At 44.5% G+C, this 25,160-nt stretch carries 21 protein-coding genes; 13 read left to right on the forward strand and 8 right to left on the reverse strand.

All coding sequences use genetic code 11. The features are described 5' to 3' along the window. Nucleotides 1–60 precede the first annotated feature (60 nt). From C6348_RS12905 to C6348_RS12940, 8 genes are all read left to right on the forward strand, one after another. The gene (locus tag C6348_RS12905) at nt 61–1,845 is read left to right on the forward strand and encodes a right-handed parallel beta-helix repeat-containing protein (RefSeq protein WP_106043423.1); all 1,785 of its coding nucleotides are present in this window, start codon (nt 61–63) and stop codon (nt 1,843–1,845) included. Between the two features lie 200 nt (nt 1,846–2,045). Further along, nucleotides 2,046–3,371, forward strand: a complete 1,326-nt coding sequence (locus C6348_RS12910; protein ID WP_106043425.1) for an LLM class flavin-dependent oxidoreductase — start codon at nt 2,046–2,048, stop codon at nt 3,369–3,371. Nucleotides 3,372–3,388: 17 nt separating this feature from the next. Further along, nucleotides 3,389–3,892, forward strand: a complete 504-nt coding sequence (locus tag C6348_RS12915; RefSeq protein WP_095285964.1) for a GNAT family N-acetyltransferase — start codon at nt 3,389–3,391, stop codon at nt 3,890–3,892. Between the two features lie 22 nt (nt 3,893–3,914). Further along, nucleotides 3,915–4,706: an amino acid ABC transporter substrate-binding protein gene (locus tag C6348_RS12920; RefSeq protein WP_106043427.1), complete on the forward strand. Its 792-nt coding sequence runs from the start codon at nt 3,915–3,917 to the stop codon at nt 4,704–4,706. A 24-nt stretch (nt 4,707–4,730) separates the two neighbouring features. After that, complete coding sequence (locus C6348_RS12925; protein WP_060595532.1) at nt 4,731–5,405, forward strand: amino acid ABC transporter permease; 675 nt, start codon at nt 4,731–4,733, stop codon at nt 5,403–5,405. Between the two features lie 12 nt (nt 5,406–5,417). Beyond that, nucleotides 5,418–6,164, forward strand: a complete 747-nt coding sequence (locus C6348_RS12930) for an amino acid ABC transporter ATP-binding protein (protein ID WP_060595533.1) — start codon at nt 5,418–5,420, stop codon at nt 6,162–6,164. Nucleotides 6,165–6,206: 42 nt separating this feature from the next. After that, nucleotides 6,207–7,355: an amidohydrolase gene (locus tag C6348_RS12935; protein ID WP_189293946.1), complete on the forward strand. Its 1,149-nt coding sequence runs from the start codon at nt 6,207–6,209 to the stop codon at nt 7,353–7,355. Next, nucleotides 7,346–8,680, forward strand: coding sequence for an MmgE/PrpD family protein (locus C6348_RS12940; protein WP_106043430.1), 1,335 nt, complete (start codon nt 7,346–7,348; stop codon nt 8,678–8,680). Before C6348_RS12935 ends, C6348_RS12940 begins: the two co-directional genes overlap by 10 nt. Before the next feature lie 54 nt (nt 8,681–8,734). On the opposite strand, the gene C6348_RS12945 is transcribed toward C6348_RS12940, so the two are convergent. The 4 genes from C6348_RS12945 to C6348_RS12960 all read right to left on the reverse strand — a co-directional run bounded on the left by C6348_RS12945 (nt 8,735) and on the right by C6348_RS12960 (nt 13,610). Beyond that, a complete protein-coding gene (locus C6348_RS12945) occupies nt 8,735–9,580 on the reverse strand; it encodes a GAF domain-containing protein (protein WP_106043432.1) in 846 nt (281 codons plus the stop codon). Nucleotides 9,581–9,743: 163 nt separating this feature from the next. After that, nucleotides 9,744–11,120, reverse strand: a complete 1,377-nt coding sequence (locus C6348_RS12950) for an aspartate kinase (RefSeq protein WP_106043434.1) — start codon at nt 11,118–11,120, stop codon at nt 9,744–9,746. 173 nt (nt 11,121–11,293) lie between these two features. Continuing rightward, complete coding sequence (locus C6348_RS12955; RefSeq protein ID WP_106043436.1) at nt 11,294–12,727, reverse strand: MDR family MFS transporter; 1,434 nt, start codon at nt 12,725–12,727, stop codon at nt 11,294–11,296. 16 nt (nt 12,728–12,743) lie between these two features. After that, a complete protein-coding gene (locus C6348_RS12960) occupies nt 12,744–13,610 on the reverse strand; it encodes a TetR/AcrR family transcriptional regulator (RefSeq protein WP_223251568.1) in 867 nt (288 codons plus the stop codon). Between the two features lie 478 nt (nt 13,611–14,088). On the opposite strand from C6348_RS12960, the gene C6348_RS12970 reads away from it, so the two are divergent. Further along, nucleotides 14,089–14,400 (forward strand): ArsR/SmtB family transcription factor, encoded by a 312-nt coding sequence (locus C6348_RS12970; RefSeq protein WP_034664461.1) that lies wholly within the window; start codon nt 14,089–14,091, stop codon nt 14,398–14,400. A 30-nt stretch (nt 14,401–14,430) separates the two neighbouring features. Here C6348_RS12970 and gabR read toward each other — a convergent pair whose 3' ends face one another. After that, nucleotides 14,431–15,855 (reverse strand): MocR-like transcriptional regulator GabR, encoded by a 1,425-nt coding sequence (gene gabR, locus C6348_RS12975; protein WP_106043440.1) that lies wholly within the window; start codon nt 15,853–15,855, stop codon nt 14,431–14,433. Nucleotides 15,856–15,963: 108 nt separating this feature from the next. Here gabR and gabT point away from each other — a divergent pair, with 108 nt between their 5' ends. Genes gabT through C6348_RS12990 form a run of 3 tightly spaced genes read left to right on the forward strand, consistent with a single transcriptional unit; the run spans nt 15,964 to nt 20,059 of the window. Continuing rightward, the gene (gene gabT / locus C6348_RS12980) at nt 15,964–17,280 is read left to right on the forward strand and encodes a 4-aminobutyrate--2-oxoglutarate transaminase (protein ID WP_106043442.1); all 1,317 of its coding nucleotides are present in this window, start codon (nt 15,964–15,966) and stop codon (nt 17,278–17,280) included. Nucleotides 17,281–17,301: 21 nt separating this feature from the next. After that, nucleotides 17,302–18,690: an APC family permease gene (locus C6348_RS12985; protein WP_106043444.1), complete on the forward strand. Its 1,389-nt coding sequence runs from the start codon at nt 17,302–17,304 to the stop codon at nt 18,688–18,690. Beyond that, a complete protein-coding gene (locus C6348_RS12990; protein WP_106043446.1) occupies nt 18,665–20,059 on the forward strand; it encodes an NAD-dependent succinate-semialdehyde dehydrogenase in 1,395 nt (464 codons plus the stop codon). Before C6348_RS12985 ends, C6348_RS12990 begins: the two co-directional genes overlap by 26 nt. Before the next feature lie 48 nt (nt 20,060–20,107). Here C6348_RS12990 and C6348_RS12995 read toward each other — a convergent pair whose 3' ends face one another. The 3 genes from C6348_RS12995 to C6348_RS13005 form a co-directional block, all read right to left on the reverse strand. Next, nucleotides 20,108–20,704, reverse strand: a complete 597-nt coding sequence (locus C6348_RS12995) for an NAD(P)H-dependent oxidoreductase (protein ID WP_034664068.1) — start codon at nt 20,702–20,704, stop codon at nt 20,108–20,110. Nucleotides 20,705–20,899: 195 nt separating this feature from the next. Continuing rightward, on the reverse strand, nt 20,900–21,514 hold the full coding sequence (locus C6348_RS13000) for a YcnI family copper-binding membrane protein (RefSeq protein WP_034664065.1): 615 nt from the start codon (nt 21,512–21,514) through the stop codon (nt 20,900–20,902). Between the two features lie 16 nt (nt 21,515–21,530). Beyond that, complete coding sequence (locus tag C6348_RS13005; RefSeq protein ID WP_066031320.1) at nt 21,531–23,165, reverse strand: copper resistance CopC/CopD family protein; 1,635 nt, start codon at nt 23,163–23,165, stop codon at nt 21,531–21,533. 506 nt (nt 23,166–23,671) lie between these two features. Here C6348_RS13005 and C6348_RS13010 point away from each other — a divergent pair. Beyond that, entirely contained in the window at nt 23,672–25,114 is a 1,443-nt protein-coding gene (locus C6348_RS13010) for a PTS mannitol transporter subunit IIBC (RefSeq protein WP_034664061.1), read from the forward strand. The last annotated feature ends 46 nt before the right edge of the window (nt 25,115–25,160 follow it).

Consider the following 25,160-nt stretch of genomic DNA (forward strand, 5'->3'; position numbering starts at 1 on the left):
CAAACCTTTTACACATGCATAGGATGACAAGAGGACTTGTGTGAAAAGGAGGGATTTAGGTTGGGGGAATTGAATGAATCTGATCTAAAAAAACCTGTTGTCAATGTACAAGATTTTGGTGTGATTGCGGATGGGGAAACGGACTGTACAGCGAGGCTCAATGAATGCTTAGAATGGACGAAAGCACAGGGGTATTCCCACGTCTGGCTGCCGAGCGGCACGTATGTAATCGATGCAGTGTACAGAGGTGATCGATTTTTCCCTTTCCGAGGTGCAGGCATACGGGTGCCAAGTCATATGTACATTGAGATGGCGCCGGATGCCGTGATTAAGGTAAAACCAAATGATTCGTGGGGGTATGCGGCCTTTTATATAGGAAAGGTTCAGCATGTGACCATCAGAGGCGGGCGAATCGAAGGGGATCGTCATGAGCATGTGTACAAGTCGCTTCCCCCTGAACGAAAAACCCATGAGTGGGGCTTTGGGATATGTATTGAAGGGGCCTCCCATGTGGAAGTGAATCGTGTGCAAATCAAGAATTGTACGGGAGACGGCATCATTGTAAGTCCCCACGGTTTATTATCACAAGCTGAATCGTACTCGCCTGCTTCATCTATTCATATTTCTGGCTGCCACATCACAGATTCAAGACGAAACAATATCTCGATTACAGGCTGTGATGGGGTCATTGTGGAGGACTGTCTGCTGGAGAGAGCAGGAGTAAACGGAGTCGAGCCGAGAATGGGTATTGATATTGAAGGCTACGGAGAAAAAGCAGTTAATATGGAGGAACCGCTGAATATTCAAATTCGAAACAACATTGTAAGAGGTGGTGCTGCAAGTTCCATTTATAATTTCAACGGCTATGGTGTCATCATTGAAGGCAATCATACAGACAGCAGTATCTCCTACGGCTTTGCCACCGAAACAATCATTGCCAACAATTTGATCCGTGCAGTGGGAGGAGGCGTTACAAAAGCAGGAATTACGAGCTTAGGTGTCTCTCTTGGTCAAACGGAAAACAATGTGATTATTATTGGCAATATGATTGAGGGATTTGAAAAAGGGATTGATGTGAGGGGCGACAGCGTTCACATTACAGGAAATAAGATCAGTCTATTTGAAGATGCGGCTGTGTCCGTTTATATGGCGAATCGTATTCTAATAGAAGGAAATCATATTGAATCGGGGACGAATACAGGGCAAAGAAGCGCAGCGCTGCGTATCTATCAATCGGATAGCGTCGTCTTTTCAAACAATACAATCTACTCGGTGATCGATGGGGCGATGGTGAGAGGAACGAATATCCTGATCCAGCACAATCAATTCAAAGATTTCAGCAGAGGGATATGGGTGCAGGAAGGGGAAGCTGGAATCAATGGCAACCACTTTATTCAAGAAGGACACCCAGAGCTTGCGTCTTCGTATACGATCAGTATCACTGGGAATGCAAAGGCTTTCATCTGGCAGAATCGCTTTAAGCACTACCAAAATTACGCCTTATACAGCAGCACGACGGGTCCATTAGAAATTAAAGATAATTCCTTTGAAGAAACATCTTTATATGTGGTGATGTATATTAAAAATGGTTCACCGCAAATTGGAGATAACCGCTTTTATTTAAATCGTTCGTTCGGACAGCCGACGGCGATCTTTATCGATCAAGCCGCCTCAGCCCGTGTGCTGCGGAATAACATCATTAATTTATCTCCTCAAAAAGCGATTGCCGTCCGCACTATATCTTCCACTCATTCCGTGATCGCCCATAACATGCTGGAACGCAGCCAATTGGTGACACATACCACAGACCGGCTCATCGGAAATATTGAAATCGACACACCATGATGAACGGGTGAAATCCCTAATTTTGGAGGTTCAGAAGGCGGTTGACAATCCTGTAAAAAGGGCATATAGTAATAATTATTTTTCATTTTTCGCAACATTTGCCCTTTTTTTATTGATAAAACCGATTAATTCAATCAGAAAAATGTATCTTCTGAGGACTTCAGTTTGATACAGCAGGATATAGAAAGGATGAAGAACAAGTGTCACAGCCGAAAAGGAAGCTCAAGCTAGGCGTATTCATCGCAGGAACTGGACATCATGTTGCCTCTTGGAGACATCCGAACGCCGTATCAGATGCAGCCATGAACCTGGATTATTTTAAACAATTAGCGAAAAAAGCAGAGGAAGGAAAGCTAGATTTACTCTTTTTAGCCGACAGCTTATCCATTAACCAAACCTCTCATCCGAATGTACTCACGAGATTTGAACCGCTCACCCTGCTTTCGTCCATTGCTGAGTCTACTTCATCAATTGGTTTAGCAGCAACAGCATCTACTACATACAGTGAGCCTTTCCATATTGCAAGACAGTTTGCCTCCCTTGACCATTTATCAGGCGGAAGAGCGGCATGGAATGTGGTCACATCTTCTATTGAAGAAACAGCGAAAAACTTTAGCGGAGAAGAGCATTTAGCACACCATAAACGGTATGAGCGAGCAGAAGAATTTGTCGAGGTCGTGAAAGGTCTTTGGGATTCTTGGGAGGAAGACGCCCTTGTCAGAAACAAGGCAACGGGAGAATTCTTTGAATCTAGTAAGCTTCATGAGCTCCAGCATAAAGGTGAGTTCTTCTCAGTACGGGGTCCTCTCAACGTATCACGCACGCCTCAAGGGCAGCCAGTGATCATTCAAGCAGGATCATCCGAAGATGGTCAAAAGCTTGCAGCGAAAACAGCTGAGCTCATTTTCACTGCACAAAACGATCTCGAAAAAGCGAAGGAATTTTATCAAAGCTTGAAGGAGAAAGTAGTGGCTGCTGGTCGTGCTAGAGAGGACGTCAGCATCATGCCGGGTATCTTCCCAATCATTGCTGATACAGAGGAAGAAGCCAAAGCAAAATATGAAGAATTACAGGAGCTGATTGTTCCTGAGATTGGGCTGAGCATTCTGCAAAACTACTTAGGTGGGATTGATCTGTCTCAGTATCCTTTAGACGGACCGCTTCCAGAGATTGATCCAAGCACGTCAAATGCGGTGAAAAGCCGTTTTGATCTTGTGATGAATATGGCGAGAAAGGATAACCTGACCATTCGCCAGCTCTATCAATCGGTTGCCGGCTCTCGTGGTCATAATATTTTCATTGGCACACCAGAGCAGCTAGCAGATGTGATGGAAACATGGATCAATGAAGAAGCAGCAGACGGCTTTAACGTCATGCCGCCGCTCTTGCCAGAAGGGCTGGATGTGTTCGTAGACCGCGTCGTCCCAATCCTTCAGGAAAGAGGTCTATTCAAAACAGAATATACAGGACAAACCTTACGAGAAAATCTAGGATTAACACAGCCAAAAAATCGCTACACGACATAAGGGTGAGGTGACTAACGTTGGGATACACATTTCGTCTGGCAACAGAGGCAGATATAGAGGCGCTGCTTGAACTGACAACAAGAGCCTATGAGCCAATTCGTGAGCTCGGCATCCAGTTCCAAGCAGCACATGCTGATTTCGCTCTCGTGCAGAAAAATGTACAAAAGAATCTTTGCTATGTGATGGAAGAAAACGGAGAACTTCTCTCCACCTTGTCGCTCCGTATGCCTTGGGGAGAGCAGCCAGGACCGTTCGGCGTCCCTCACATTTGGTGGTTTGCTTCAGAGCCTTCCGCCAAAAAAGGGACAGGCTCTGTCTTGCTGGAATGGGTGGAAACTGAAGTGCTAAGGGATACCCTGAAGGTGCCATACGTATCACTAGGTACAGCTGATAAGCATCCGTGGCTCATGGACATGTATGAGCGCAAAGGCTACGTCAGAGCAGGAGAAAAGGATTTAGGCAAGGGTCACATCACGGTTTATTTTAAAAAACAACTAAGGTCAGATATGACACAATTATAAGAAGAAAGAAGGGTTTACGAACATGAAAAACAAAAAGTGGCTAGTCGTTCTATTTGCAGCAATGCTGGCAGTTTTAGCAGCTTGCGGCGGCAACAATCAGAGTGAAGGCAAAGAAAAAGTGTTAAAAGTAGGCGCCACAGGACAAAGCTATCCGTTTGCTTATAAAGACAATGGCAAGCTTGTTGGCTTCGATGTCGAAGTAACTGAAGCCATCGCAAAAAAACTCGGCTACAAACTAGACTGGCAGTTGAGTGAATTCAGCGGACTGATGGGACAGCTGACATCTGGTAAGCTGGATACAGTGTCAAACCAAGTCGCAGTCACAAATGAGCGTAAACAAACGTTTAACTTTACAGATACGTACGCTTACGCAGGAACACAAATCATCGTGAAAAAGGACAACAACGACATCAAAGGTCTTGATGATTTAAAAGGAAAAACAGTGGCGGCGGTTCTTGGCTCTAACCACGCCAAAAACCTAGAGAGCAAAGACCCGGACAAAAAAATCAATATTAAAACATATGAAACGCAAGACGGTGTATTAAATGAAGTGGCAAATGGCCGCGTAGATGCTTATGTCAACGGACGCAGTGTATTACTTGCTCAAATTGAAAAAACAGGTCTGCCGCTCAAAATCGTTGGCAACCCAATTGTGTATGAAGAAGTAGGCTACCCATTTGCCAAAGATAAAAAGCATGACAAGCTAAGAGAAGAATTTAACAAAGCGATCAAAGAATTAAGAGAAGACGGGACACTGAAGAAATTGTCTGAGAAGTATTTCAAAGACGATGTCACAGTGCCAATTAAAAAATAACGACAGCGGCGGTGAAGAGCAGACATGAACAAAATTGATTGGCAGTATATGGTGACGGTTTTTCCGACATTGATTCAATACTTGCCGATAACGATCTTCATGGCGATTGTCTCCATGGTATTTGCCATTATCATTGGTGTGGTATTCGCTCTCATTACGAAAAATCGGATACCTGTTTTATACCAATTTGCCAAGCTGTATATTTCTTTTTTCAGAGCGGTTCCAACCTTGGTTCAGCTCTTTCTCATTTATTTTGGTCTTCCGCAGCTATTCCCTGCGATGACCTCAATGGATGCCCTAACAGCGGTCATTATCGGATTAAGTATTAAAAATTCAGCATACTTAGCAGAAATTTTCAGAGCGGCCCTCAATTCTGTAGATGAAGGGCAGCTAGAGGCATGTCTATCTGTCGGCATGACAAGATGGCAGTCTTACGTCAGAATTATTTTCCCGCAGGCAGTCAGAAATGCGATTCCAGCGACGGGGAATACCTTTATCGGTCTTTTAAAAGAAACATCTCTTGCCTTTACCATTGGGGTGGCAGAAATGTTTGCACAAGGAAAGATGATTGCGTCTGCGAACTATAAATACTTTGAAACCTATTTAGCCGTAGGGATTGTGTATTGGGTGATGACCATCATTTATAGCTTCCTTCAAGACCTATTTGAACGAAAAATCAGCAAACCTTACCGGAATTAAGGAGGTGTGGACATGATCAAGCTCACCAATTTGAAGAAATCATTCGGCGATCTTGTCGTCTTAGACGGAATCAATCTCGACGTGCAAAAAGGGCAGGTTGTGGCCATTATCGGACCTTCTGGCTCCGGTAAATCCACCTTGCTGCGCTGCTTAAATTTATTAGAAATACCAGATGAAGGCATGATTGAAATTGGCGATGCGAAGCTCGATGCGTCCAAGTATACACGTAAAGAAGCCCATCATCTGCGTCAACAAACGGCCATGGTGTTTCAAAACTATAATCTATTTAAAAACAAGACAGCACTGCAAAACATCACAGAATCACTGCTTGTGACGAAAAAAATGACGAAGCAGCAGGCAAATGAGATTGGGATGAAGCTGCTGAAGCAGGTAGGATTAGAGCAAAAGGCTGACAGCTATCCAGTCACGTTATCTGGCGGACAGCAGCAGCGAATTGGAATTGCCCGTGCGTTAGCGGTTGATCCACATGCCATTTTACTCGATGAACCAACGTCAGCGCTTGATCCAGAGCTTGTCTCAGGGGTACTTCAAGTGATTAAATCCATTGCGATTCAAGAAACAACGATGATCATCGTCACACATGAAATGGCGTTTGCAAGAGAAGTGGCAGACCATGTGATTTTCATGGCGGATGGTCATATTATTGAACAGGGCACACCAACTGAGTTATTTGATGAAACGAAGAATGAACGGACAAAACGATTTATCCAAAAAGAAGCAGCGGCTGAAGAAGCATAAGCTGCTTTTTACTCTTTAGAGGGGTGAGTATCAGTGAAATCAATAGGAAATGAAGCTTTAAACAAACGTTTAATTAACATTCGCCGAGCGCTTCATGAACATCCAGAGCTGGCATTTGAAGAATATGAAACGACAAAAAAACTGCGCAGCTGGTTAGAAGAGGAAGGGATCACCGTACTCGATTTTCCAGCTCTTCAAACAGGAATCGTCTGTGAAATCAAAGGAGAACAAGAGGGACCAACGATTGCCCTGAGAGCTGATATTGATGCACTTCCGATTGAAGAAGCATCAGGCGAACCATTTTCCTCAAAGGTACCTGGGAAAATGCATGCATGCGGTCATGATTTCCATACAGCTTCTATCTTTGGAGCGGCTCTTTTATTGAAAGAGCGGAAACACGAGATCAAAGGAACGGTCCGCATTTTGTTCCAGCCGGCTGAGGAAGTCGCGCAAGGAGCGAAACACGTCATAGAGGCAGGCGTATTAGATGGAGTGGATGCGATTTTTGGTATGCACAACAAACCTGATCTGCCAGTAGGCACCATTGGTATTAGAGGAAAAGCATTAATGGCAAGTGTTGACCGGTTTGAAATCGATATTAAAGGAACGGGTGGCCATGCAGGTATTCCGAATCACACGGTGGACCCGATTGCCATCAGCGGGCAGATCACAAGTGCTCTTCAGCAAATCGTCAGCCGCCGTATCAGCTCATTGCATCATGCAGTAGTCAGTATCACACGCATTCAAGGCGGTACTTCATGGAATGTGATTCCTGATCGTGTTGAGATGGAAGGAACCGTTCGGACGTTTGAGCCTGAAGTGAGAGCGATGATTCCAGATCTCATGAAACAAATCGTGAGTGGGATTGCCGAAGGATTTGGGGCAAAAGGCGAAGTGAAATGGCATCCGTATTTGCCTTCTGTGTTGAATGATGAGCGTTTGACAAAGGTGGTCGAAGAAACGGCAGATGCGCTGGATCTCACAGTAGTTCAGGCAGAGCAGTCACCGGGCGGAGAAGATTTTGCCCTTTATCAAGAACACATTCCAGGCTTTTTCGTATGGATGGGGACAAGCGGTACCGAGGAATGGCATCACCCTGCCTTTACATTAAATGAAGAAGCACTCCCTGTTGCCGCTGCCTTCTTTGCCGAGCTTGCTGTTCAGGCATTGGAGTCACGATCATGGAACTAACAAAACAATTGGCAGAGGCTGTACTGTCTGCTAATCCACTTCAAGATCAGCGGGCGGTAGAAATGGCTCGAAATGGTCTGTTAGATGCTGCTGCGGCGGCGCTTGCTGCGAGAGAGGATGAAGGTATACAGAAGCTCATGGCGCTTGTGGAACAAGAAGGCGGAGCCGCTCAAATTCCTGTCATTGGACAAGGGAAGAAGGTCAGCCGTCAAGCCGCAGCCATGCTGAACGGCTACTTGATCCACGCCCTTGATTATGATGATGTGCACTCAGATGTGAGAGGACATCCCAGTGCGGTGATCATCCCAGCATTGCTTTCACAGCTGACAGACGGAAAAGGGTTTGGCGATCGATTTTTAGCTGCCTACATTACAGGCGTTGAAGTGATGGCAAGGCTTGGCGAATCCATCGGCAAGGCGCATTATGAGCGGGGCTGGCACAATACCGGGACACTCGGAGCCATTGCGGCAGTATGTGCCATTGGGTATTTGAAACAAGTCTCGCAGGAAGAGCTGGCGAAGGCAATCGGCTTTGCCGGAGCACAATCGGCAGGAATGCGAAAGCAGTTTGGCTCTGATATGAAACCATTACAAGCCGGCTTAGCGGCTAAAGCAGCCGTCTGGTCTATGGACTTAGCTTGTTCAGGTTTTGGCGGGAATGAATCGGTTCTTGATGGTACGCTTGGTTTCTTTTCTCTCTATGGAGATCAGGAGCGCGCGGAAAGTCGTTTACTAGAGGGATATGGTACAACGTGGCGTATTGTCTCGCCGGGGCTGTGGTTCAAAGTATACCCGTTCTGTTCAGCAGCGCATCATGCAGCAGATGCGATTCTATCCTTAATGGAAGAGCATACTTTCTTATCGGATCAGGTGAAACAAGCAGAGGTCATATTCCCGCCTGGCGGAGATGCAGCGCTTATTGAGCGGACACCTTTGACGGGCGAAGAAGGACGATTCAGTGTCGAATACGTCATCGCACTTGCCGTATTTGGACAGACGCTTACGCTGGATGCCTTTACGAAAAAAACCATTCCATCAGACATGCGCACATGGATGAAGCGGGTGAGCAGAGAACATGATCAAACGAAAGAACCCCATCCAGACGCTGTCCCAAAAGGTCGCTTTACGATTGTGAAGCTTACCTTATCTGATGGCACCACCTTTAGCAAACGAGTCGATCTTCCGCGGGGAGCACCAGGCCATGCACTATCGAAAGAAGACATCATGCAAAAATTAAACAGTGTCACAGACGCATCACATGCACAGCAGATTTTACAAGTTATTGAAGACGGAAACGATTCTTCTTATTTGCAGCTGCTGGCATGATTTAAAAAGAAGAAAAGGGCTAAAATTTATTTAGCCCTTTTTGTGTATCATTTCTTATTCCATTTTAGTAAACGTCAAGCCAATATGAGCAAGTGCCTGCGGCAAGTCTTTCCGGATGGTGATGTCTTTAAATGAAATATTCGACTGAATCGCACTTAGAGCAAGATCTTGTTTAATCCCTGTTAAAACAGCCGAAATTCCTAAAAGTTTCAGCGTTTGTGCATAGCTGACCAAATATTGAATGCTCTGTTCATTCAGGCGTTTTGTTCCCGATACATCAATGACCAAATGAGAGAGCGACAGTCTGTAGCTTTCCTGTAAAATGGTTTCTAAAATATGCTGAGCACGTGTCTCTTCGATATCACCTAGGAGAGGAAGCACGGCGACACCATCAACAACTGGGACGATCGGTACAGATAATTGCTGAATCTGCCGGTTGGCACGGTCTAGTTCCAGGACGTAGCTTAATAGAGAAGCCATCGTTTCAAACATATGCACATGCTCTTCTGTGAATTGCTGCGGTCTTAGATCAAGCCCGCAAATCGTTCCGTAGTTTGTGCCATCTGTAAAATCAATCGGCACTCCGATGAATGATCCGCCTTGAAGACGTTTCGTGACTTCTAAGTATTTAGAACGATCATCCAATGATATATCAGGAATCACAAGCGTATCCTGATGATCGACCGCCAGCTTGCAAAATGTCTTCTCGTAAGGAATTCCTTCTCCTTCTTCAAGAAGCTGCTCGTCATGATTCAGCACCTTGACAATCTGATTGGTGGTTTGATCGTTTTTAGCAATAAACAGTGTATTCACATCAGTGAATTGACTCATCATGTTTAAAATACTCGTAGAAGCATCATGAAAATTGCGAAACTGTTTTAATAGTTGTTGACGAGGCATTGTTTTAGGACTCCTTGTAGCTCCGATCATAGACCGGAACAATAGTTGATTTGTCTCTATCATACAAAATGAAACGGAAATAGATATATTTTAAAGCGCAAATCCATGTGAATCGGGCGAGAACAAAAAGGACTGCCGATCCTGAGATCTGGCAGTCTGCTTATTAAAGGGAGACAGGGACGGTAGACATAGAGAAAAATTCTTCATACAACGCTTGAACGGCTTCTTTTTCTTGAGCCGCTTTGACGCCAAACATCATGCTGACCTCTGAAGAGCCTTGATTGATCATTTCAATATTGACCTTCGCTTTTGACAGCGCCTCTGCTGCTCTTGCTGTGGTGCCAACATTGTGACGCATCGCTTCTCCTACAACCATAATGAGTGAGAGATTCGGCTCTAACACGACCTCATCTGCATCAAGCACAAGCTTCAAGCGGTCGAGCAGCTCTTGTTCAATATGCTGCTCCTCCAGCTGATCCTGTCTTAAAATAATGTTCATATCGTCAATGCCAGAAGGGACGTGCTCATACGTAAGCCCATATTCCTCTAACGTTTGCAGCACCTTGCGTCCAAAACCGACTTCTCGGTTCATCAAATACTTGCTAATATAAATGCTGCAAAATCCGCTGTCTGAGGCAATTCCGACAACGGGTCCATTTGTATGATCTCGCTGGTTCACAATTTTTGTGCCTTTTGCCGAGGGATTATTGGTGTTTTTAATTTGCACAGGAATGCCTGCACGGAAGGCTGGAATGAGTGCTTCATCGTGGAACACAGAAAAACCAGCATAGGACAGCTCGCGCATTTCCCGGTACGTCAGCTCTGTAATCTCCTTCGGCTCATGAACGATCGTTGGATTAACAGCGTAAACAGCATCCACATCTGTAAAGTTTTCATACACTTCTGCCTTCAAACCGTTTGCTAAAATGGAACCGGTAATATCGGAGCCGCTGCGAGAAAAGGTAACAATATCTCCCGATAGGCTAAAGCCAAAAAAGCCAGGGAATATGATGATGCCAGAGCGCTCTCTTAATTTGTACAAATGATCATATGACTCCGGAAGGACTTGCGCTTGGCCAGGCTCATCGCTCACAAATAAACCAGCTTCCTTTGGATTCACATAGTGAGCTTCGACACCTTGATGGCGGAAATAGGCGGCAATGAGCTTTGCGTTATTGTCTTCACCGCTTGCTTTGATGGCATCAAGATATCGCTCAGGATGAGACGAATCAGCCTGTAAGAGGGCGTCTAGATCTTGCCTGATGGTGTCAATCACGTCATGACTTAACCCGAGTTCATCCGCAATGGAGGCATACCGTTCGATGACGGCTTCCTGTAAATCGTGTGCTTCGCCTAAACGTAAATATTGCTCACCGCAGCTAATTAATAGATCAGTGACCTTCGTATCCGTTGAATGCCGTTTTCCTGGTGCGGAAACAACGACTGCTTTTCGAGCTGGATCTGCTGTTACAATGTCAAATACCTTTTGCAGCTGCTTGCCAGATGCAAGTGAACTGCCACCAAATTTAACGACCTTCAATGCATACATCTCCTATAGTGAAAATTTTCTCACAAATTGAATAGTTCCTATTATCAACTCTTTTCTTTAAATTATCAAGGTTTTTCTTCGCTGTAAATACAAATGTCCTTTTGGAGAGGACGATATAGCGTGAGTATATGAAAAAAGAGCCGGCAATATGCCGAGCTCTTTTCTTATGAAGAAGATGAGGAGGAAGATAGCTCCTGCTTCATCACTTTATTCTCGCGTTTTTCCTTTAAGAAAAAAGAGAGGACGAGTCCAAGGACCGCAATCAAACCAGACACGATAAATGATGTGTTCATGCCGTGAACGGCTGATTTTAATGGGCTGGCTAATTCTGCATTTGCAGCAGAACTGCTCATGATGGAGACAAGCACAGCCGTCCCAATGGAGCCGCCCATTTGTCTCATCGTGTTATTCATCGCTGTCCCATGCGGGATCAAATGAGGCGGTAAAGAGTTAATACCTGCTGTTGTCAGCGGCATCATGATCATCCCAACCCCGATTAAGCGAAGCGTGTAGGCGACCGTAATGAGGGCGATGGATGAATCAAGGGTGAGCAGCATAAATGGCAAGGTCGTAATGGTGAGTATTGTAAACCCGCCTAATGCCAGCCCTTTTCCGCCGACTTTATCAAAAATCCGTCCAATAATCGGTGAAAGGAGTCCCATAAAGAGAGCACCTGGTAATAAGATAAGCCCTGTATCAAGAGCAGACAATCCTCTGACATTTTGCGTATAGAGCGGCAGAATCGTCTCTGTCCCAATCAATAAAGCAAAGACAAGCATCCCAAGGAAGGTCGTTAAGCTAAAAATCGCAAACTTAAAGACACCAAACTCAAGCATCGGTCTTGTCAAATTCGACTGGCGCAGAATAAAGAAGAACAAGCTCACAGCGCCGACAATCAGCGATATGAGGACAGTGGCACTCGTCCAGCCATATGTTCCGACACTAGAAAATCCGTAAAGCAGCCCGCCGAAACCGAAGGACGACAAGATGACAGATAAAACATCAATACGTGTCTCTCTTTGCTGCGTTACATTTTTCATTAAGAAGAAAGCAAGAATGAGATCAATGATACCGATTGGCAGAACAATATAGAACAAGAACTTCCAGCTGAAGGAATCAACAATCCAGCCGCCAAGTGTCGGCCCAAGCGCTGGTGCGAACGAAATGACAAGACCGACCATGCCCATCGCCTGCCCGCGTTTTTCTTTCGGGAAAATGGTTAAAAAGATCGTTTGCATCAGCGGCATTAAAATCCCTGCGCCGGCTGCCTGCACAATACGCGCTGCTAGTAATACAGGGAAATTCGTTGCAAATGAAGCAAGAATTGTACCGGCTGTAAAGATGCTAAGCGCCGTTAAAACTAAAGAACGGCTTGAAAATTTCTCGATTAAGAAAGCCGTGATCGGGATGAGAATCCCGTTTGTCAGCATAAAGGCTGTGGTGAGCCACTGTCCCTTGCTGACATCAATATTGAATTCCTCCATGATATGTGGGATCGCTGGAATGAGCAGCGTTTGGTTTAAAATCGCGACGAATGCCCCAACGAGGAAAATCCCCACAATCACAGATCGATTATACGATGTTGTTGATTGGTTCATGTTATCCCTTCTTTATCTATAGAATGATGCTTTTCAGCTGTGACACGTTTTGTGATAAAACGCTGTTTTTACCTAAATAATCGAGCAATGAGCTGATTAAAAAGGTTCTCGGTTGGTCCTTTGATAATTCTTCACTTAGCAGCTCAAACGCAGAGAGGAGATCGTCCTTTTCTTCCCCGTTTGACAGTGTGTGAAGCTCTTGTTTGATCTTCGTTAAGGACGAGATGACAAGCTTTTCTTGATCGTATTCGTCCTGTGTGGAAAGCAAATAAGAGTCCATCAGCTGATCTGTTAGCACAGGCTCAATAGAGCAAGGCTTTTTCGACACACGGTCCATCACGCCGATAATCATTTCGGCGGCATTTTCTAATTGGATGTTCTTGCGCTCAATCGCCAGCATTAAGATGAATTCTCTCATTAATCCGTTGAGGACGATCACAAGATCCCAGACGTAAGGCGCAACAGATTCACCATATGTGCTTAAAATAATGTCTCTGTGCCGCTGCATGATAATGGAGCGTGTCTCACGTAAATGCTTAATGACAATGGGCGAATGCTGCGAAAAAGCTTCAAAGGACAGCATATTCAAAAATTTATGATTCTCTTTAAACTCTTCAAGCTCAAGTTTGATCTTCTTTGTGAATTTTTCCTTTTTGGACAGCGTCGTTTCTGAATGAATGATCTGAGAAATCTCTCTCATTTTGCACTGATTGTATTTAATCAGTTCTAATAGAAGAGCTTCCTTTGAATCAAACAGTTTATAAATGGACGCTTTTGATATTTTACAGGCATCGGCAATTGACTGCATGGAGACACTCATATAGCCTTTTTGAGAAAATAATTTCTTTGAAACCCGCAAAATCTCTTCTTGCTTTTCGTTCATCTTCATAAGTCCTTTCCGAATCGGTAAAACCATATGGTCACAATGGAAACCGAGTGGTCACTTTTGCAATGATAACAAAACCAATGACCCATGACAAGAAAAGAAACTTAAAAAATACCTATCTATATGACAGGTATTTTATCCTTCCGCATGTGCGGCATATATGATGATCTGTCCGTTAAGTTCGACGATCAAAAGGTCTTTTCGCTGCTTTACACAGTATATAGCTTTCCCTTTTTTTAACCTGGAAGCTGTGCCGTGATCAAAATTCTTGGCAGCTGTTTTCTGAATGACACCTACTTGCTGATCTTTAGTGACGGTTAGTTGATGGGTCCAATCTACATTTGTTTGATAGACAGTTCCTTCCCTTCAAGACAGCTTTTATATCATCATAGTCGTTTCCAAAGGATGTATCGTTACTTTGTATGAGGCGAGTCATGAGATTGTATGTTGGCACAAAATACGATACATTTATCGTATGAATAATCCAATCCATCCAACTCAAGAAGACATAAGACTGATTTCTGTGCTGCACGCATTGGCTGATCCAATCCGGTTAGAAATTGTCCGCTGCTTAGCAGAAGCGGGCGAGAGGACATGCGGTACGTATGAGATGAATATTGCCAAATCTACGCTTTCTCATCACTTCAAAGTGCTGAGGGAGGCAGGCGTCGTGAAAGTGAGAATTGACGGTAAACACCGCTACTATTCTTTAAGAAAAGAAGACATCGAGACCGCTTTTCCTGGACTCGTGTCATCCATTTTAGCCGTAGATAAAGAGCGGTGGTAAGCCAGCTGTCTAGTAAAGCAGCTGGCTGTTTTATTTCCCATAAATCGACTCATACAGTCTTTTCACCGCCGGCTCAATATCCTCTGGCCGCATATGAGAGAAGCCGAGGACGAGTGGAACAAAGCCTTCCTGATGCCCCGGCAATTGCTCATCAAGGGTAAAACGGTCCATCCCGTACATTTTAAGCTTTCTTTCTTTGGCTCGCTGTAAAATCTCATGCTGCGTGCGGTTTGAGCGGAACTCTGCGATAAAATGAAGTCCAGCATTTTCCCCAATAATCCGTACATTGTCAGTAAAAACCGTGTCGAGCTCTTCAATGAGCTGCTTCCGCTTTTCCTCATATAAACCATTCATTCTTTTAATATGCCGCTGATACGCCCCATCTTTTATAAAATGAAGAAGGGTGTATTGTGTAAAAAGGTTGGCTGTTTGAATGAAGAAGTGCTGTTCTTCCTTATAGCGTCTCAATAAATGCTGTGGGAGCACCATGTAGCTTAGCCTTAAGCCTGGCAGCAATGATTTTGAAAAGGTCCCCATATAAATGACTTTGTCATATCGATCCAAACTTTGCAGCGCTGGAATGCTGTCTGTACCATACTTGAATTCACTGTCATAATCATCCTCAATGATATAACGGCCGGGGTGATCGGCTGCCCAGTTTAAGAGCTGAATCCGCCGTGAAATCGGCATGATGACGCCAGTCGGAAACTGATGTGAAGGGGTAATGATCAACACATTCGGCTCTTTCTTCTGAATGTCACTCATCCGCACCCCTTTTTGATCAATGCCAATCGTTTCAATTCGGTGATGATTGTTTTTCAGCATTTGATAGAGCCGGCGATAGCCAGGGTTTTCTAATCCGTATACTTGATCGGCTGGAAGAATGCTTGATAAAGAATGGATAAGTGATTGCGTGCCTGCACTTAAAATGAGCTGTTCTGGATAGCATTTGACCCCTCGCGCAAGCCCGATCAACCGGGCAATCGTTTCACGAAGCTCGTACACACCTTGTGGATGCGGAAGCTGACCAAAGGCTTCTTGGTGGAGACTGATCGCCTTTTGTTCACTTTTCAGCCAGCTTTTAAATGGAAAATTGGCTGTATCAACAGAGATATGTGAAAAGGAATACCAGTCGTCCCGTGCAATCGGCTCCTCCTTTAAATCTGCTGGAAGGGACGAGGGTTTCAGCTGACCTGACTCATGAAACGTTTCTAATGATTCCACAAAAAAACCTTTGCGTTCGACCGAATATAAATATCCCTCAGCAAGCAGCTGCTGATACGCGCCATTCACTGAATTCACGCTGACGTTTAATGTATCGGCTAACTCTCGTTTAGAGGGTAATTGATCGTGCGGCTGAAGGTTTCGATTTAAAATTTCACCTTTAATTTTCGTATAAATTTGATGATAAATAAATCCGTTTGCCCCTGTTTGATCTAGTTGAATTGTCAGCATCTCGTCATTCCATCCTCTCTGGTACCATGAAAAAAATGATATTGGTACTTTCTATCATACCAAAAAATATTCAGAATAATAAAAAAGACATAAAGGGGATGGATGACAATGAGTCAAACGACAACAAACCGTTTTTCAACAGAAGAATGGCAGGGGAAAAGAGACCAATACGTTGCAAGAGGCGTGAGTAATGGCAACCGTCATCTTGCTGCAAAGGGGAAGGGAGCCGAGCTGTTCGATATCGATGGGAAACGTTTTATCGATTTTGCTGGCGCTATCGGTACTTTAAATGTAGGTCATTCACATCCAAAGGTTGTGGAAGCCGTCAAAGCACAGGCAGACAGTTTGATTCACCCAGGATTCAACGTCATGATGTACGAATCGTATATCGAATTGGCAGAAAAGCTATGCCGCCTCACACCAGGCGACCATGACAAGAAAGCCATTTTCCTAAATTCAGGTGCAGAAGCTGTTGAAAATGCGGTGAAAATTGCACGTAAACATACGAAAAGACAGGCCGTTGTGTCGTTTACAAGAGGCTTCCACGGCAGAACGAATATGACGATGAGCATGACGAGCAAGGTCAAGCCATATAAATTTGGGTTCGGACCATTTGCGTCAGAGGTGTATCAAGCACCATACCCTTATTACTATCAAAAGCCAGAAGGATTAAGCGATGCAGCCTACGATGAGTACATCATTGATCAATTCAATCAATTCTTCGTCGCAGCCGTTGCACCAGAAACCGTTGCTTGTGTGGTCATGGAGCCAGTCCAAGGGGAGGGCGGATTTATTGTACCATCGAAGCGTTTTGTACAGCACGTTGCTTCATTCTGTCAGCAGCACGGGATTGTCTTTGTGGCAGATGAGATCCAAACAGGCTTTGCGAGAACAGGGAAATACTTTGCGATTGAGCACTTTGATGTGGTGCCTGACTTAATCACGGTGTCAAAATCTCTTGCGGCTGGATTACCGCTGAGCGGTGTTATTGGCAGAAAAGAACTGCTTGATGCGGCAGATCCAGGTGAGCTCGGGGGGACATATGCAGGAAGTCCATTAGGCTGTGTGGCAGCACTAGCGGTTCTTGATATTATTGAAACGGAACAATTGAATCAACGATCTGAGCACATCGGACAAGTCATTGAGGACAAAGCAAATGATTGGAGAACAACGTATCCATTCATTGGAGAAGTCCGCCGATTAGGGGCAATGGCGGCGATTGAAATTGTGGAAGATCAAAAAACGCGTACACCAGATAAGAAAACAGCCGCAGCGATTGCAGCATATGCAAATGAGCACGGGCTGCTCTTATTAACGGCAGGGATTAATGGGAATATTATTCGCTTCTTAACACCACTTGTCATCACAGATGAGCTGCTGAATGAAGGACTGGGGATCATCGAGGACGCCTTCAAAGCACGCTAAACAACAAAGGGGGATGGTTGTATGCAAAAACAACAAATGGCAAAAACCATGTCGCAGTCTGACGTACTGTTTTTATCCATTGGTGCAATGCTTGGATGGGGCTGGGTTGTACTTTCGGGAGATTGGATTTTAACAGCAGGATTTTTAGGCAGTGTCATCGCCTTTGTCATCGGCGGTATTCTCGTCATCTTTATTGGACTCACGTATGCTGAGCTTTCTTCTGCAATTCCAGAGACGGGAGGAGGGCTCGTCTTTGTCCAGCGGGCATTTGGGATGAAATCAGCGTTCGTCTCAGCATGGGGCGTATTGTTTGGTTATGTGTCCGTCATTACGTTTGAAGCTGTTGCCTTGCCGACAGTTATTGATTATGTCATTCCAACACAGCATGTTGGCTTCCTATGGAATATAGGGGGATGGGACGTTTATTTCACATGGGTGTTGATTGGATCTGGTGGTGCTTTATTTTTAACAGCGCTGAACTACATTGGCGCCAAGCCAGCTGCTATTTTTCAATCTGTTTTTACAGTGGCCATTATCCTGACAGGTTTTCTTCTTTTAGGCGGCGCAACATTTAACGGAGATCTAGCAAACCTTGAGCCGATGTTTCAAGGCGGAGTTGGCGGTCTCATGGCGGTTTTAGTGATGATTCCCTTTTTATTCGTTGGTTTTGATGTCATCCCGCAAGTGGCGGCGGAGATCAATGCACCGAAGAGAATTATCGGGAGAATTTTGATTATCTCCATCGTGAGTGCCGTTGTGTTTTATCTGCTCATTGTCTTTGGGGTAGCTGCTGGGCTGTCAAAAGGACAGCTTGAAGCCTCTTCATTGGCGACAGCAGATGCGATGGTGCAGCTGCTCGGTCATCAGGCGTTTGGAACAGTGCTTGTCATTGGCGGTGTAGCAGGGATTGTGACGAGCTGGAATGCTTTTATCATCGGTGCAAGCCGTATTCTATATGCGATGGCGGAAAGAGGCATGATTTCCAAATGGTTTGCGTATATTCATCCAAAGTATAAAACGCCGACAAATGCCATTTTATTTCTTGGTGCTTTGGCTTTTTTTGCTCCATTACTAGGGCGTCCTGCCCTCGTGTGGATTGTCAATGCGGGCGGTGTCGGAATTATCGTTGGGTACTTAATAGTGTCCATTGCCTTTATGAGACTTCGAAAAGCAGAACCAGAGCTTGAGCGTCCATACCGCATTAAGTATTGGCGGACGACAGGCGTTTTAGCTATCGGGCTGAGTCTCCTTTTTCTTTCATTTTATTTTCCAGGAATGCCGGCCTCCTTATCATGGCCAGCTGAATGGATATTGCTTTTAGGTTGGGCACTCATTGGGTATATACTATATGTAATGAATCCAAGAACGAAGGAGACGGTAGAGCATGACAAACGAACTCAAAGTGTATAATCCTGCAACAGGAGAAGAAATTGCTTCAGTTGCTCAGCATACAAAAGAACAGATCGAAGACGCCATTACCCGCTCACACAAAGCATTCAAAGCATGGGCAAAAACGTCTGCGCATGAACGTGCCAATATCATTCGCAAGTGGTTTGACCTCATGATTGAACATAAAGAAAGGCTCGCGAAAATCATCACGGAAGAAAACGGGAAGCCGTATCAAGAAGCATTAGGCGAAATCGTCTATGCGGCTGGATACATTGAATGGTACGCAGAGGAAGCCAAACGGATATACGGCAGAACCATTCCGTCACATACGACGAACAAACGCCTTTTTGTCACAAAGCAGCCAGTTGGTCCTGTTGCGGCCATTACACCGTGGAATTTCCCAGCAGCCATGATCACGAGAAAGGCTGCACCAGCACTTGCAGCGGGCTGTACGTTTATTGTGAAACCTGCTGAAGACACGCCGCTGACGGCTATTGAACTTGTGAAATTAGGCCACGAAGCTGGAATTCCAGAGGATGCACTGCAATGGGTGGTTGGAGATGGAAAAGAAGTCGGTGAAATATTCACAGATAGTCCATTGATTCGCAAAATCACGTTCACAGGCTCAACGCCAGTCGGAAAGCATCTGATCAAAAACAGTGCGAGTACAGTCAAGCACGTATCAATGGAGCTTGGCGGTCATGCTCCGCTCATCGTAGACAAAGATGCCAATCTTGAACTAGCTGTCAAACAAGCAGTGGCGTCTAAGTTCCGTAATGCAGGACAAACCTGTGTCTGTGCCAACCGCTTAATTGTGCATGAAGACATTCATGAAGCATTTGCTCAAGTCTTTAGCAAAGAGGTAGAAAAGCTGAAAGTGGGAAATGGCTTTGAAGAAGGCACATCCATCGGCCCAATTATCAATAAGCGCGGCTTTGATAAAATTGTCAGCCAAATTCAAGATGCAGTCGATAAAGGAGCGAAAATTCTTGTCGGCGGAGATACGCATTTCGATGATGAAAAGTCGTATTATTTTGTCCAGCCAACGGTTCTCACACATGTAGACCCTTCCATGAACATCATGCATGAAGAAACCTTTGGGCCAGTGGCACCAATTACGACGTTCAAAACGCTAGATGAAGCGATTGAATTAGCGAACGATACACCTTTTGGTCTTGCAGCTTATTTCTTTACAGAAAATTATCGAAACGGCCTCTACATCTCAGAGAATCTTGATTACGGGATCATTGGCTGGAATGATGGCGGCCCATCGGCTGTTCAAGCACCATTCGGAGGAATGAAAGAAAGCGGAATTGGCCGTGAAGGCGGCATCGAAGGGATCGAACCTTATTTAGAAACCAAATATGTATCCATTGGTTTAGACGAATAAACGTGAAAAAGACTGTCCGAAGAAGGAATCTCGGCAGTCTTTTTTATGTTAAACAGCCGGCGGAAAAAGCTGCTCCACCGTTTCTTTTGTTTCTTTCAGAATTTCGTGGATGTAATCTGCTGGTGCCTGCTCCATGCTGCTGAACAAAAGTCGTTCAACAGGCTCAACACCAATAAAATTGAAGACTTCTGTATCTGTTGTCATGCGATGGGAGGCGGAAACGATCCGCTTAGAGTCAAGAAAGGTTCTTGGAGCATCATGCGTGTTGATAATGACACCTTTTTTGTGCCGAAGCAGGTTTTCAATAGCCCCATGCTCATTGATTTGATAAGCGAAGCCCTCAGAAAAAACGCGTTCTACATAGCCCTTTAGCATAGCGGGTAAGCCTGTCCACCAAATGGGAAAAATAAACGTTAGGACATCTGCTTGCTGAATTAGCTTCTGCTCTGTTTGAATGGCAATTGGGACATCACCCCGTTTGATCGCAGCCTTTTCCAACATGCTTAGCTCTGGCGAAAAACCAAGAGCATAGACATCACGAACAGTCACTTCATGACCATTGTTCAAAAGAGTGCTGACAACAAGATCTAATAAGGTTTGATTTAAGCTTTGCTGGGGATGAGCAAATATAATTAAATGGTTCATCTCATAGCCTCCTAGGTGGTCATGTGTCTCATTATGGCACGCGTCACCATCCTATTCAATCCTATATTGGTAATAATAGGTTGGAAAAATAATTGATCGTCCTAGTTTACAGGCAAAGCCTTGCATCTCGTGTTCAAACAAGGTGGAAAGAAATGAAAGCGATCGTTTTCGTGAAAACGATCGCTTACGAATCAATTATTTCTTTCTAAAAGCAAGCCCAAGCGCAATCAGTGCTACGACTAGAGCAGCAATGGACAACCCTAGCACAAGTGGTGAGGAAGAGTTGGAGGCTGTTTCAGATGCCTTTTCTTCTTTTGGTTTTTCTTGTCCATGTGAATCCGTTACCGTATTAGATGCCACAATGTTTGTGATCGAATGCGGCTTATCAGCATCTTTATCGCCTGTCCATTCAACGACCGTTCCATCCTTATAATATTGATATGCATCCCATGCAGCTTCACCTGCTTTTTCAGGGTTTTTCGCTACAAAAACGAATTGCTGGAACTGTCCAGCAAGCACGCCTTTACCCGTTGCTTCCCAAGTCACTCTTGTCACCTTGCCATCTTTTTCTTCAGTTGACGTTTTCCATCCAGGGACTGGCTCATATTGCTGGAATTCTACGCCTTTAGGTATTGTCACGACAACCTTAGTCGTTGGACTGTCACTCTCAGAAGGAACTTTTAACGTATAGGTTTCCCACGCATTTGTCGCAGACGTATCAGGCTTGACTGTGACATGAGCACTCACAGGAATCGCCAATAAAAATGAAGCGAGAAGCATTGGTAATAAAGCTTTAACGTATTTTTTCATATGGTATGAACTCCTTTTAGTTTCTTCTAATAAATGTGGTATCGATATTTTCAAAAGAACCAGTTAACGCATGGATTTCAATTTTCCAAGTGCCTTTTTCATTTAACAAGAGATTTTCAGCAGAGAAATGACCATTTTTTAATCGTTTCAGCTGAAATTCACTCGGTTTCTCTTCCCCGAATAAGGCGACTTTATGGATCTTGGCTGATACAGATTGAATATCTGTAATCGTTTGTCCATCCTTCTTCGTAAATGCGACCTCGAATGTGTTTTTCCCCGGAGCATTCGGGGTAATGCTCATGGACACAATGTCACGATGCTCGACCTGGTTTGCGCCAAAGAACGGCTCAGGTGCAGGCGGAGGAGGACTCGGAATATTGGTAAACACAGCCGTTAATAACAAAATGGCGATTCCGATGATCCACTCAGCTCGTAACGAAACGTTTTGTTTCTGTTTCTTTTCCCATCTCAGCATCAAGTAATGGACAAGTCCTAGAAGGCCCATCAAGATAAATAAACCAAGCTTGATTAAAAAGGTTCGTCCATACGCTGATTCGAAAAGAGCATCAAACGATTGCAAAATGAAGATGGCATTCACAAATCCTGAAAACACAATGAGTCCAACAGAGAGCAGCGCCCAAGGGTGAAACGCTGTTAACGTACTCCGTATGAGCGGCTGATCTTCATTTGGCAGTTTCTTCAACAATAAAAGCACAATGGCTGTTAAACCACCGACCCAGATCGATGCAGAAACGAGATGGATGAAATCAAGGGACGTTGTCAGTATTTTATTATCTGTTGCTGCTGGATGTCCGATTTGTGCTTTCAGCCAGAGAAGCACTGCGAATAGGAGCAGTGGAAACAACCATACCCGAAAAGAAGTAAAAACCCCTTTTTTCATCGCGACTATGCTCCAAATGGTCAGAAGAACAAATGACACCATGAGCATCATCCACAAACTGCCGCCAGAAGTCGACGCAATGGTTTCTTGTAAGAGCGATGGTTGAAATGCCCCCAAAAATGACACGTCTGCCGCTGATTTTGTTTGAATCGGCAGCTGGAACACGAGTGCTCCGCCCATCATGATCAGTGACAAAGTCAAAAGCCTCTTCATTCGTTTCGCTAATACAAGTGAAATGGATGTTTTAAACCAAAACAGTCCAAATAAAATGGTCCCGAGAAATAAGCTAAACGATGTATAAAGTAAGGCTTTATCAATGGTCGAGGCTACATCGATGGATTCATTCGTTTGACCTTGATCTAATTGGTCAAAACCGCCATCCGCTTTGCCAATACTAAACGGGATCATGCCAGAGACAGAGTGTCCGTCTGCTGAAACCGCATTCCACTGAATGGTATAAATTCCTTTTGGTAAATCCTTTTTTAAAGCAGCTTCCATGATTTTTTGATCTTTAATGACCGTATCTCCTTTATCCACACGATCACCTTTTGCATTGAGCACCTTAATGGCATGAAATCCGCTTTCGATTCCTTCACTAAATGTGATAGAGACCGAAGGAGGCTGCTTCTCCAGCTCTTCATTTGCCTCTGGATTCGAGCTGACGACGTATGCATGAGCAAATGCTTCCTTTGGAATGAAAAAAGCCAACGTGACGATAAGGAGCAGAAGCCACTTACTATGTTTCAACAAGTGAATAACCGCCTTTCTACCTATGAAAATGTCTCATGTATCAGAAAGAAAGCGGCAGGAAACTGTGAGTCACAGAAAAAACCGCTCCTCCTATTGTGCCGCTCACTCTAAAAGGTAAACGAAACAAACAGCAAGATGGTTCACTTTTTCTGTGTCATGTCTGCGCAGACATTTCTTGATTGAATAGGTTTGATCATGTATAAGCCTAGTCGATTTATGAAGAGGAAACAAGAAGTGACTATTTGAAAGTTGTGAAATTCCAATGAATTTTGCATCAAAACCACGGCACGTCAACCTTTTTACCCCATTTGTCCTATGCTCTGACAGAGAATTCACATCATATTTCAATTTTGTCACACACTAAGTGACAAAGTGACATTTAGTTTCAATTGAAGGAAAAGTGAAAGCGTTTTACGATAAGGTTAAGGGCTTCACTGACACTTGTTCTTATATCTTTTGACCTATAAAGCCCTGAATAAAGGGAGAGAAGAAAGGAGTTTTCATAGATGCAGGAAAAAAGCGGATTCCGCGTAAAAGTACAGCGCTTTGGAAGCTATTTAAGCGGCATGATTATGCCGAATATTGGAGCATTTATCGCTTGGGGACTCATTACGGCATTGTTCATTCCGAGTGGCTATTTGCCAAATGAACAATTAGCTTCACTTGTTGGTCCAATGATCAACTACTTACTGCCGCTCTTAATCGGTTACACAGGCGGTAAGCTCGTATACGACCATCGAGGCGGGGTACTCGGTGCAACCGCGACGATTGGGGTCATTGTCGGTTCGGACATTCCAATGTTTTTAGGTGCCATGATCATGGGACCACTTGGCGGTTACTTGATTAAGAAAATTGATCAGCTGTTCAAAGATCGAATCAAATCGGGCTTTGAGATGCTTGTGAATAACTTTACGGCAGGGATTCTAGGTGCCATTCTTGTCGCGATTGCCTTCTACGCCATCGGCCCAGTGGTACTTGGTCTAAATAAAGCCCTTGCAGCTGGTGTAGATATCATTGTGAATGCACATTTGCTTCCGCTGGCAAGTATTTTCATTGAACCAGCGAAAGTCTTGTTCTTAAACAATGCGATTAATCAAGGAATTTTAGGTCCTTTAGGGGTGGAGCAAGCGGCAAAGACAGGGCAGTCCGTTCTGTTCTTGCTTGAAACAAACCCAGGACCAGGGTTAGGTGTTCTACTTGCGTACATGTTCTTTGGTAGAGGAAATGCGAAACAGTCTGCACCGGGTGCGATTGTCATTCAATTCTTAGGAGGAATTCATGAGATTTACTTCCCGTACATCTTAATGAAACCAAAGCTCATTTTGGCGGTTATTGCAGGGGGAGCAAGCGGCGTTCTGACCTTTACCCTGTTAAATGCAGGCTTAAAGGCTGTGCCGTCACCAGGAAGTATTATCGCCCTCATGCTGATGTCACCAAAAGGCGGACACCTTGCCGTTCTTGCAGGTGTTGTCGTGGCAGCCGTCGTATCATTCCTTGTCGCTTCTGTGATTTTGAAGGCTTCAAAAGCTGTTGATGAGGATCTAACAGCAGCAACAGAAAAGATGCAGGACATGAAAGGGAAGAAAAGCGCTGCAGCCGCCGCTCTTACAGCTCAAAAAGAAGATGCTGAAGCAAATGAGCAAGCGGCATCTCCAAGTGATGTCAATCCAGATGACGTGAACAAAATCATCTTTGCCTGCGATGCAGGAATGGGCTCAAGTGCGATGGGCGCATCCATCTTAAAGAATAAAGTCAAAAAGGCAGAGCTTGATATTGATGTGACAAACACATCCATCAGCAACATCCCAGATGACGCCGATGTGGTCTTTACTCATAAAGATTTAACAGACAGAGCCAAGGCGAAACTGCCGGGCGCTGTGCATATCTCAGTTGATAATTTCTTAAACAGCCCGAAATACGATGAGCTGATTGAGAAATTGAAAAAATAACATGACGAAACGGGTTGAGTTCAATTTTCCTTTATTGAACTCCCCG

The sequence above is a fragment of the Bacillus sp. YBWC18 genome (assembly GCF_002998775.1).
Taxonomy (GTDB): domain Bacteria; phylum Bacillota; class Bacilli; order Bacillales; family Bacillaceae; genus Bacillus.